This window comes from Liquorilactobacillus mali KCTC 3596 = DSM 20444, assembly GCF_000260415.1.
Lineage (GTDB): Bacteria > Bacillota > Bacilli > Lactobacillales > Lactobacillaceae > Liquorilactobacillus > Liquorilactobacillus mali.
On record NZ_BACP01000042.1, the window covers coordinates 18,864 to 29,885 of the forward strand.

General features: G+C 36.5%; 11 protein-coding genes. 9 read left to right on the top strand and 2 right to left on the bottom strand.

Translation table 11 applies throughout. The features are described 5' to 3' along the window. Positions 1-200: 200 nt before the first annotated feature. Complete coding sequence (locus tag GSM_RS07845) at positions 201-1,142, bottom strand: sugar-binding transcriptional regulator (RefSeq protein WP_003690943.1); 942 nt, start codon at positions 1,140-1,142, stop codon at positions 201-203. Positions 1,143-1,451: 309 nt separating this feature from the next. Between GSM_RS07845 and GSM_RS07850 the strand changes: the two genes are divergently transcribed. The 9 genes from GSM_RS07850 (at position 1,452) to GSM_RS07890 (ending at position 10,416) form a co-directional block, all read left to right on the top strand. Beyond that, positions 1,452-2,603 (top strand): NAD(P)-dependent malic enzyme, encoded by a 1,152-nt coding sequence (locus tag GSM_RS07850; protein ID WP_003690941.1) that lies wholly within the window; start codon positions 1,452-1,454, stop codon positions 2,601-2,603. A 68-nt stretch (positions 2,604-2,671) separates the two neighbouring features. Further along, entirely contained in the window at positions 2,672-3,658 is a 987-nt protein-coding gene (locus tag GSM_RS07855; RefSeq protein ID WP_003690939.1) for an AEC family transporter, read from the top strand. 18 nt (positions 3,659-3,676) lie between these two features. Beyond that, on the top strand, positions 3,677-4,732 hold the full coding sequence (gene citC, locus GSM_RS07860) for a [citrate (pro-3S)-lyase] ligase (protein ID WP_003690938.1): 1,056 nt from the start codon (positions 3,677-3,679) through the stop codon (positions 4,730-4,732). Beyond that, positions 4,722-5,018 carry a citrate lyase acyl carrier protein gene (citD, locus tag GSM_RS07865; protein ID WP_003690937.1) on the top strand — a complete coding sequence of 99 codons (297 nt, stop codon included), beginning with the start codon at positions 4,722-4,724 and terminating at the stop codon, positions 5,016-5,018. Before citC ends, citD begins: the two co-directional genes overlap by 11 nt. Next, positions 5,018-5,932 (top strand): citrate (pro-3S)-lyase subunit beta, encoded by a 915-nt coding sequence (gene citE, locus GSM_RS07870; RefSeq protein WP_003690935.1) that lies wholly within the window; start codon positions 5,018-5,020, stop codon positions 5,930-5,932. Before citD ends, citE begins: the two co-directional genes overlap by 1 nt. Next, a complete protein-coding gene (gene citF, locus GSM_RS07875) occupies positions 5,922-7,460 on the top strand; it encodes a citrate lyase subunit alpha (RefSeq protein ID WP_003690934.1) in 1,539 nt (512 codons plus the stop codon). Before citE ends, citF begins: the two co-directional genes overlap by 11 nt. Positions 7,461-7,652: 192 nt before the next feature. Then, entirely contained in the window at positions 7,653-9,056 is a 1,404-nt protein-coding gene (gene citG / locus GSM_RS07880; RefSeq protein ID WP_003690931.1) for a triphosphoribosyl-dephospho-CoA synthase CitG, read from the top strand. Further along, positions 9,056-9,853 (top strand): alpha/beta fold hydrolase, encoded by a 798-nt coding sequence (locus GSM_RS07885; RefSeq protein WP_003690930.1) that lies wholly within the window; start codon positions 9,056-9,058, stop codon positions 9,851-9,853. Before citG ends, GSM_RS07885 begins: the two co-directional genes overlap by 1 nt. A 92-nt stretch (positions 9,854-9,945) precedes the next feature. Beyond that, positions 9,946-10,416, top strand: coding sequence for a GNAT family N-acetyltransferase (locus GSM_RS07890; RefSeq protein ID WP_003690928.1), 471 nt, complete (start codon positions 9,946-9,948; stop codon positions 10,414-10,416). Between the two features lie 377 nt (positions 10,417-10,793). Here GSM_RS07890 and GSM_RS14155 read toward each other — a convergent pair. Beyond that, positions 10,794-11,022: NAD-binding protein (locus tag GSM_RS14155; RefSeq protein WP_010078068.1), on the bottom strand; the 229-nt coding region annotated here is incomplete at its 5' end.

Below are 11,022 nucleotides of genomic sequence, written 5' to 3' on the forward strand. Positions count from 1 at the left end.
GAGGTGTTGTCACAAAGTATTTTTGTGGCAACACTTTTTTGTATACTATGATTTTGCTCATTTATATTCAAATTGTCAATGATTTTTAGCCAATTTAATAAAAAAATCTTTAAAATAAGGTTTTTTTTATAGAAAGATTGTGTAAAACTTAATTTATACAAATTAAGAAAATAAATTAAATTTATAAGTGGTTAAAAGGATTACAGATTAAGTTCTGCTAAAACACGGTATGCAAGGGTCTCGCTTAATACAATATCTGTAATCAATTTTCCACGTAGAATTCCGAGGATCGCTCGTGTCTTTGACTTGCTTCTAACTAGGCAGACTCTTTTTGGTGTGTTTAGAACTTCTTCAATTGTTATTCCTAAGACCTTATCATCACTGGAGTTCAAAATGTTTCCCTCGATATCAAATGGCCGCCCATATATAAATCCTGCAACTTTACTCATATCTAAGCCGGGAAATAACAGAGGTATGTTTTCTTTCCAGATAGGAATGGATTGCAGCGAGCGAATCGTTCCTAGACCTGTTAACAAGACATCCATTTTTTTAGCAACATTTAGGGTATGTTTTATTGAAGGTTCTGCATAAAGTCCCTGTCTTGTGTTGTTATTTACAATGTATAGGGGTGCAGGTAAGGTTAGAAACTCACTGGAGAATTTTGATGCGATTTTCTCTACCATTCTCATAGAGCCGGCTGTTGAATTGTATTTCATATTTTCCCCCATAAATTGAGTAAATTTTACTGATTCAAGTGGAAAACTATGCAGACTGTCGACTAGGCTGTATATGGCTTCTCCCCAACTTGTACCAACGACACTGCAATTGTTTTTGAACATTTTTTCTACTACTGCAGCAGCAGATTGTGATAGTTCTTTAGATGTTGCAATATCATTTGAGCCATCGCAAATGACGAAGAAGTGAATGCCTTTGAATTTGTCGCTTAACATTGTTTCGAGCTGGGTATTTCTCTTTGTAACAGTTGCAATTTCAATTTTGACGATGCCATCTTTGATTGCATCATTTAAGTACTTATTGATGAGATAGCGGCTAATATTATATTTTTTTGAAATTTCTCCAAATGATAATTTATTAAGATAGTAATCTTCTGAGATTGCTGATAGCAATTCTTCATGAGACAAGATAATCAGCTCCTAGCATAAATGAATTTTAAGTAGTGTATAAATAAAATTTTACTTCAATGTATATGATATAATTTTTCAAAAAATTAAACAATACTTCATTTTTTTAAAATACATTGCAAACAGTTACATTAATTAAAAAACGACTTCATTTTTTAAAAAATATAAAAATTGTTTTGATTTTGCTGTTTATTTTTTAAATTTATAAATATTTTTGTTTACATTTTAGAATATAAGATCTACACTAAGCAACGGAAATTACATTAATACGTATTGTGTTTTTTTAAAAAATTGAAAAGAGGAAAATAAATGGTTGATATGGATAAGGTCTTGTCAATTCATGAAAAACATAAGGGTGTATTAGGGATTCTTCCTGAGTTCAGCGTTGTTAATCGCAATGAACTGAGTGAAGCATATACGCCTGGTGTTGCTGGGTTAGCTAAACTGATTGAATCAAATCCTGAAAATAAGAATAAATATACAATGAGCGGCAAATTAGTTGCAATCATAACTGACGGATCTGCTGTATTGGGACTGGGGAATGTTGGACCAGCAGCTGGGCTTCCAATTATTGAGGGCAAGGCACTCTTATACAAGAGCTTTTCAGGAGTAGATGCAATTCCGCTGGCATTTGCGCAAGGTACAGTTGATGAATTTGTGAGTTGTGTGAAGAACATGGAAACATCATTTGCAGGAATTCATTTGGAAGATATTGCCGCTCCAAGAGTTTTTGAGATTGAGAAGAGATTGCGTGAGGAATTAAGTATACCTGTTTATCATGATGACCAAACTGGTACAGCAATTGTTGTTTTAGCTGGTCTTATTAATGCTGCTAAGGTTGTTGGCAAAAAATTAAAAGATATGAAGATACTGATTAACGGCATTGGAGCAGCGGGAGTTGCTACGGCTAAATTACTAATTGCTGCAGGAGCAAAAAACTTAACGCTTGTAGACATTCACGGTGTTGTTACGGCTGACGATGACAGATATAACGAATATCAGCGCAGTTTAGTTAGCCAAATTAGACAGACTGAGGGAACTACGCTTGATGATGTTATTGATGGTCAAGATGTATTTATTGGGCTTTCTGATGCAAAAGTATTGAGTGTTGGCCAAGTTAAACGAATGAATGACAAGGCAATCGTGTTTGCACTTGCAAATCCAGTTCCTGAGATTTTACCAGAAGAAGCCATTTCAGGCGGTGCTGTTGTCGCAGCAACAGGATCGGCACAGTGGCCAAATCAAGTAAATAATGTTTTAGCATTTCCAGGATTGTTTAAGGGTTTGCTGGTCAGTGGTGTGAAAAGTGTTGATATGGATCTTCAGATCAGTGTGGCAAATGGTTTGGCAGGCATGATTAAAGAACCGAATAAAGATAATATTGTGCCAGCTGTATTTGATAATGGTGTCGTTGATGCCGTTGCAAATGCAGTTGTGAAATACAGTAAGACGAATAAATAGTATATAAAGGCATTACTGGGTGCGATGGTCAATTCTACCACACCTAAATTTAAAAGAAGGTGTAGAACATGAGCGTTTTTTTCACTTCGATACAAAGTGTTTTGGCTATTGTTTTAATGATTGCTGTTGGTTATTTTGCACAAAAGGTTGGATTTTTCGGTAAAGATTTTTCTAATTCATTGTCAAAATTAATTATGAAGATTGCTTTGCCACTGGCGATTTTCAACTCAATGCTAGAAAACTTTAACCCAACTGTTTTGAGTAAATTAGGTGCAGGACTTATTTATGTGATTATTGCGGTTGCAATTGACTATGTAATAGCATTCCTTTTAACAAGAGTATTTCGTGTTCCAAGAGGCAAAAGAGGACTGATGATTCAGGCTTTTGCAGGAGCAAATACTGTATTTATTGGTATGCCCTTGAACAATGCTCTATTTGGAACAAGTGCTATTCCATACTTACTTGTATACTACATTGTGAATACCATAGTTATATGGACAGTCGGTGTATGGGTTATCGCTAATGATGATCCAACTGTTAATGGCAGAAATGACAATGTAAAATTTGATTTATCTCACTTATTGCCGGTTCCTTTGTATGGATTTATTGCTGCACTGCCATTTATCTATATTGAACCATTGAAACATTTCTATATGAACCTGACATTTTTAAGTAATACATTTGTCCCTAATATGGGTGCTCTTGTAACACCATTATCGCTGATTTATATTGGAATTATGTTACAGCAATTCGGATTAAAGAACATGAAATTCGATCGGCATATCTCCTTAACTTTGATTGGGAGGTTCGTTATTTCTCCAATCATCATGACAATCGTAATTTTGGTTGGTGCACATGCATTAGGCTTTGAATTGACATCAGTCTTCCAAAAGACATTGATTATTCAATCGGCAACGCCAACACTGGCCGTTTTACCAATTATGGCTAACGAATATCATGGTGATGTGAAATTTGCTACAAATGTGGTTGTTTCTTCATCGGTTTTATTCGTAATAGTTGTTCCAATAGTTATGATTTTACAAAGTGCCTTGTAAAAATGAGTGAGGTTTGAAATGGCTGAGAGGATTCAAGATATTTATTTGTCTAATAAAAGTACCAAGAAAGAGTGGATGGCATTTTTAAAGAAACGTGGAATCAAAAACTTTGCAGAAAGTGAAACGAAATTAATTGAACAAACAATTGGACTTTTTGACGATCAAGACAGGTTAGTCGCGACAGGATCCATTGCTAATAATGTGATTAAATATGTGGCGGTCTGTGATATTGTGGCACAGAATAAAGGTGCAAGGTTCAATAAAATAATTTCAGAAATAGAGAGCCGCTTGGCTCAATTGAACAAATTTCATTATTTCGTATTTACTAAGCCAAAATATCAAACAAGTTTTGAGTATATAGGTTTCAAAACCTTGGCCGCAACCGAGTTTGGTGTAATTCTTGAAAAGGGAACACCTAATATAGATGACTATCTTGCCGGGATTCCAAGATTTGATGCCGGAAACAAAATTGCGAGCATTGTGATGAACGCGAATCCATTTACCAATGGGCATAGATACTTAGTTGAAAAAGCGGCAAAAGAAAATGATTATGTGTATGTGTTTGTAGTTAAACAAGATGCCTCACTCTTTAAAACGGCAGAAAGATTAGAATTGGTTAAAGAAGGAACCGCTGATTTAGAGAATGTTGCTGTTATTAATGGTGGTGACTATATGGTTAGCTTTGTGAGTTTTCCTGCTTATTTTATTAAGAATACGGATAAAATTATTAAATATCAAACACTGCTGGATGCAAGAATTTTTAGGACGCAGATTATTAAACCGTTGGGTATTACCAGTCGCTACTTAGGGAACGAGCCACTCTCACACACTACGAATTTATATAATGAAGCACTGCAAAAAGAAATGGGAGCTGAAATTGATGTCGTGATCGTTGATCGACTAGAAGTTGATAAGGAAGTGGTGTCAGCAACAAAGGTTAGAGAAGCAATTGCTGAGGGTGATGTCAATAAGTGTTTGAAGTATATTCCAAGCACAACAGCTGCCTACATTACGGCAAATTTAGATAGATTGCAGTTACGGATAAAGAAAGGACAGAGGATTGATGGAAATTAAGAAAACCGCAATTGCGGGAACATTGGAATCTTCGGATGTACAGATTATGTTGAGTACAGGATCAAACGGTTTTGAGTTTGATCTTGAATCAGATGTTGCTAAACAATTTGGTGATCAAATCAAGGAAACAATTACAAAGGTTTTGGAAATGTATAATGTGAAAAATGCAAAAATAAAGGTAGTCGATAAAGGTGCCTTAGATCTTGTTATCAAGGCGCGTGCAATTGCTGCAGTTCAACGTGCTTTAGATATTGTTGATGCACCCAAATGGGAGGTGCTCAAATAATGAAAGACCAAAAAGAACGTTTGCGTCGGACAATGATGTTTGTACCAGGCAACAATCCTGCGATGGTTAAGGATGCTGGAATCTTTGGAGCTGACTCAATTATGTTCGACTTGGAAGATGCTGTGTCAATAACAGAAAAAGATGCTGCACGTTATCTTGTTTATGAGGCATTGAGAACAATTGATTATGGTGATTCCGAGCTTGTTGTCAGAATAAATGGATTAGATACACCATATTATAAGAATGACATTAAGGCAATGGTTAAAGCCGGTGTTGACGTTATTCGCCTACCAAAAGTTGAATCTGCAGATATGATGAAAAAACTTGAAAAATTAGTTGCTGAAGCTGAAAAAGAATTTGGCATTGAGGTTGGGACAACAAACTTGATGGCAGCAATTGAATCTGCAAAGGGCGTAATTAATGCTTATGAGATTGCTACTTCTTCGGATAGGATGATCGGAATTGCTTTATCGGCTGAAGATTATACAACCGATATGAAGACACATCGTTATCCGGATGGGCAAGAATTACTATATGCCCGCAATGTTATCTTACATGCTGCGCGTGCAGCCGGTATTGCAGCGTTTGATACTGTTTTTACAAACATGGATGATGAAGAAGGATTCTACCGTGAAACGGAGTTGATCCATCAACTTGGTTTTGATGGTAAGTCATTAGTCAACCCTCGTCAGATTGAGATGGTTAATAAAGTATATGAACCAACTAAGAAAGAAATTTTGAATGCACAAGGCGTAATTGCTGCAATTGCAGAGGCCAAACGCAAGGGATCTGGTGTTATTTCGATGAATGGCCAAATGGTTGATCGACCAGTTTTGCTGCGAGCAGAACGTGTTATGAGCCTCGCAGCCGCCGCAAATCTTGTCGATGAGGAGGAAAACTATATTGAAAAATAGTATAAACCGTGAAATACCAGACGAAATCTTAAAAGGAAAAAATTACCAAGCATATACAACGGATGATTTTGGCACTCCTGTAATCCAGAAAGTAGCACCAAAGCTGCGCGCAACGACTGGGAGTGAAAAAGTTGTTGATTCGCTTGAAGATGTCGTACTGAAAACAGTCAAGAACGGAATGACAATCTCTTTCCATCATCATTTCAGAGAAGGCGACTATGTATTCGATAAAGTAATGCGTATTATCATTGATCATGGTTTTAAGGACTTAACTCTGGCACCATCATCGTTGACTAATGTAATGAATGATATTGTCGTTGAAGCTATCGAAAAGGGTGTTGTTACTAACATTACGTCTTCTGGTATGCGCGGTTCCCTTGGGGATGCTGTATCACATGGTGCGCTAAAAAATCCTGTTATTTTCAGGTCTCATGGCAATCGTGCACGTGCAATTGAAACGGGTGAAATAAAGATTGATGTTGCATTCTTAGGTGTCCCAAATTCTGATGCGATGGGTAATGCAAATGGAATGGATGGAGAGACTGCATTCGGGTCTTTAGGATATGCTTTAATGGATGCACAGTATGCCGAAACGGTTGTTTTGGTAACTGATAATATCAGATCTTATCCAAACACTCCAGCTTCAATCAAACAAACACAGGTTGATTATGTTGTTAAAGTCGATGCAGTTGGTAATCCAGATAAAATCGGTTCTGGAGCAACTCGATTTACTAAGGATCCAAAAGAATTGAAGATTGCCAAAACTGTTAATGATGTAATTACTCATTCTGAATATTTTAAGGATGGTTTTTCATTCCAAACAGGTTCGGGCGGTGCTGCATTAGCTGTGACACGTTTCTTGCGTCAGTCAATGATTAATAATCAGATTAAGGCTTCATTTGCCCTTGGCGGGATTACAAAGCCAACGATTGACTTACTCGAAGAAGGTCTTGTTGACCGGGTAATGGATGTGCAGGATTTTGATAAGGGTGCGGCGGAATCAATGCATCAAAATAAGAATCAGCAAGAAATTGATGCTTCATGGTACGCAGATCCTGCTAACAAAGGTGCTATGGTTGATGCTTTAGATGTGGTAATCCTGTCGGCTCTTGAGATCGATACTAAATTCAATGTTAACGTAATGACTGGTTCAGATGGTGTGATCCGTGGTGCGATTGGGGGACATCAGGACGCCGCAACTGCCAAATTGACAATTATTTCTGCACCATTGGTCCGCGGTCGAATTGCAACTGTAGTTCCAGATGTTACTACGGTTGTTACTCCGGGAGATTCGATTGATGTATTAGTCACTGAAGTCGGAATTGCAATAAATCCAAAACGGAAAGACTTAATTGCAAGTTTAAGTAAGATTCCAGGTGTTCCTGTATACACGATTGAAGAATTACAGAAGATGGCACAAGAAAAGGTTGGGACACCAAAGCCATTAGAATTCAATGACCGTGTGGTCGCTTTGATCGAATATCGTGATGGTTCACTGATCGATGTGATCAAGAAGGTCAAAGACTAGCTATAACTGAGAATTTTGACTTAGGGAAACACGTTTATCCAGAGTCAATAAAGGACTGGTTCAAAATTCGACTTTTTAATCAGTGCTATTTGATATACTAGGGTTGCAACAATTATAAGAGTGTTGCAGCTCTTTTTAATACATATATAAGTTGTTTGTTACATGTTTAAAGTTATTTTTGGAGGGATCAGGATGGATTTTCTAGCCGGTGGGCAGGAAATAGGGTTGAATGCAGTTCTTGAGACAAGAGAATGGAGGCAAAATTATCAGGAAAACTTGGAAATGCAATTTCCAAATAAGATAGTAATTGGGGTCAAGTTAAATATCCCTGGTCCTATAAAAACAAGTATATATTTGAAGAAGATGTTTCTAGATGGTTGGAAGGAGCTATTAGAACAGCTTCAAGCAGCTAGTCATGAGATCCTTTTTCTAAGACTCTTCCTAGATAAGCAAACGGGACCGGAAGGGATGCTGGTAGTTACCGGTAAAATAAACCAAATTAAGCAGTTAACAATCCTATTTGAAAGTAGCTTCTTATTTGGAAGACTGTTTGATGTCGATGTGATGTCACAAAATGGTGATGAATATCAACTGTCAAGAACTCAATTGGGTTTTGAGGCGCGCAGATGCCTTGTATGTGGACGCAATGCAAAATTTTGTGCAAAAGAACAAAGGCACACTCTCGATGAGATATATCGAGCAATTCAAAAACTGATTGATGAAGACAATCAGAAAACTGATAATCTGGGAAAAACTGAAGATTTAGCAGAAATTGCAGTTACAGCTTTATTATATGAAGTCGTTACGAATCCCAAGCCAGGTCTTGTCGATCCTGCTAGTAATGGGGCACATAAAGACATGGATGTCTTTACCTTTATCGAAAGTGCTCAGTCATTACGGTCATATTTTTATCTTGCTCAGGCGATAGGCTTTGAATTTGCTGGTAATTCGTTACCCGAGATGTTTAATCAGTTACGTCGGGTTGGTGTTGAGGCTGAAAGGAAAATGTTTCATGCTACAAATGGGGTAAACACCCACAAAGGTGCAATTTTCTCATTAGGAATATTTGTGTGTGCCACTGCATACTTGCAGAAAAACGGGGTGTATAGCCAATCTACTTTGGCAGCAACGGTTAAAGCAATGCTGATCAATTTATTGCAAAATGATTTTAAGGAAGTTTCTAAGAAACCTAAAGATAAGTTAAGTGCGGGAGAATTCCAATTCTTGAAATATAATACCATGGGAATCAGAGGTGAGGCTGCTGCTGGATATCCAGTTGTGTTTGATTTAGCATTGCCATTCTTGAAGAGTACAAAGGGCAATATTAATGAACGTCTGCTTAATACGCTGATGTATATTGCAGGACATGTGAGTGATTCTAATTTGATTAAGAGAGCACAAAGCTTAACGATTCTCGATGAGATGAAATCATGGTCTGCAAGATTTTTCGAGTTAGGCGGGAGCCAAACTGTCACTGGAATACAATTTTTGAATGAATTAGATGAGGTTTTTAAAAGAAGGAACCTGAGTTTAGGAGGATCGGCAGATCTGTTGATTTTGACGATTTTTGTAGGCAGAATCGAGGGGACTATTTAATGCAATTTAAAACTAGTGATAATGTCTTGCTAACATATACCTCTGAAGGAAGTGGACGATCCGTCTTATTATTATCAGGGTATTCAGGAATCAAAGAGGAATGGAAGTATCAAAAAAAGATATTATTAGCGAATAATTATCATGTGCTGACAATGGATTGGCGCAATCATGGGGAGTCAATGAGGACTAGCAAAAACTTGCGCATTTACCGTTTGGCTGCAGATATTGCAGAATTGATAGAACATTTGGAATTGGAAAAAGTAATTCTCGTTGGTCATTCAATGGGGGCCAGTGCTATTTGGGCATATGTGTCATTATTTGGTGAGGACAAGATTGAGCAGATTATAACAGTTGATCAATCTCCAAAGCTAATTAACGATGACTATTGGAAATACGGAAGTAAGGATATTTATTGGAATAATTTTTGGGTGAATATATCCCTGCTAGGTAAAAAACATCTGAATGCGATTGCGTTGAATCCTGAATTTGTAGAAGAATTGAAAAAACAGCGTGAACAATATCCATTCGATTATGAACTTAATCAATCGTTGTTGGTTAATCATATGGAACAAGATTGGCGTGATATTATTTCTACAATCAAAAAGCCCCAATTATTTATTGCAGGGGAATGTTCGCCATTATGGCCAAGCAAGTACGCAATCTTTTGTGCGGATATCGCTAAAGATGCTGATGTATCAGTTGTAAAGCATGCGGGCCATCTAGTACATATGGAAGTATCAGAGGAATTTAACCAAATATTATTGACTTTTATAATGAAAAAAGATGATGAAGAGTAGTAGTTAGCTATATTTCATGGGAGCGACAGAAGTTGATAGAATTTAACTTTTGATCCAACACCCTTGTGAGTTTTAGAAAGTAGGAAATTCAGATGAATGAAATTAATGGTAATAGAATTAAACTGGCTGTTATCCCAATTGAGTTAGCACAGGAAGAATATCAAATATTTAAAAATCCAAATTTATTTGTGTATACAAAACATGACAATTTCAAAAGTATTGAAGAGGCTCAAGCTTTTATTGAAAAGTATAATAAAGCGGGTAATTTTTGGGGTATCTTCTTGAAAAATAATAAGTTAATTGGTAATTGTCAATTTGCAGTCAAAGGGACAACTGGAGAGTTGTCATACACAATTGCAGAAGAATACTGGGGACATGGCTTTGCTAGCGAAACAGTTAAGACATTAATAGAATTTGGTTTTAAGAATTTTTCATTAAAAAAAGTAATTGGGGGATGCGTACCAGATAATATTGCTTCAAAGAAAGTGATGCTTAAAAATGAGATGTCCTTTTTTACTTTAGAAAAAAGGCTTTTGAAAAAGGTGGAAAGGTTTATGATCTAGCATATTTTGAAAGAAAGTTTCAAAATTATGAAGACTAATTCATATCAGCTGGTAGGGTCGATTATGCACTTGATCAAAGACAGGCCAGTGAATACTATTTTTAATAGGTTCCTATTCCTAGAAGAGATTAAGTGTAAGATAAAGCAAATTAAACAAACTAGCTGCTGAAAATGAGTGCACTTTTTTACACGAATTTGGCAGAATTTAATTACTATTCAAATAAAAAAGAAATCAACTCGTTTTTGAGTTGATTTCTTTTATAAACTCTCCAGCGACAGTCGCTGACAAGGAACCAAAAATCTAGATATAGAATTGGTAAAAATTATAATTTTGTACAGATACATCTTTTTATGGATACTGATTTTTTGTAGTAATTATTATTTATAGATATTGATTAAGCCCTGAGTCCCTTGATTTCCAAGTCCTTTGACATCAACCATTACTTCGTAAAGTCGTTTAGCTTCAGCTGTGGCTTTAAGATCAAGCCCCATTTTGTCGGCTTCTTCTAGAGCAATGCGTAAATCTTTAAGAAAATGTCTAGCAAAGAATCCAGGCGTGAAGTCATTTTTTAGAATGCGTGGGACATAATTAGTCATGCTCCAGTTA

Excerpts from the sequence above, each read along its gene's own strand:
- GSM_RS07850 (WP_003690941.1), top strand. The coding sequence starts at position 1,452 with ATGGTTGATATGGATAAGGTCTTGTCAATTCATGAAAAACATAAGGGT.
- GSM_RS07855 (WP_003690939.1), top strand. The coding sequence starts at position 2,672 with ATGAGCGTTTTTTTCACTTCGATACAAAGTGTTTTGGCTATTGTTTTA.
- citC (WP_003690938.1), top strand. The coding sequence starts at position 3,677 with ATGGCTGAGAGGATTCAAGATATTTATTTGTCTAATAAAAGTACCAAG.
- citD (WP_003690937.1), top strand. The coding sequence starts at position 4,722 with ATGGAAATTAAGAAAACCGCAATTGCGGGAACATTGGAATCTTCGGAT.
- citE (WP_003690935.1), top strand. The coding sequence starts at position 5,018 with ATGAAAGACCAAAAAGAACGTTTGCGTCGGACAATGATGTTTGTACCA.
- citG (WP_003690931.1), top strand. The coding sequence starts at position 7,653 with ATGGATTTTCTAGCCGGTGGGCAGGAAATAGGGTTGAATGCAGTTCTT.
- GSM_RS07885 (WP_003690930.1), top strand. The coding sequence starts at position 9,056 with ATGCAATTTAAAACTAGTGATAATGTCTTGCTAACATATACCTCTGAA.
- GSM_RS07890 (WP_003690928.1), top strand. The coding sequence starts at position 9,946 with ATGAATGAAATTAATGGTAATAGAATTAAACTGGCTGTTATCCCAATT.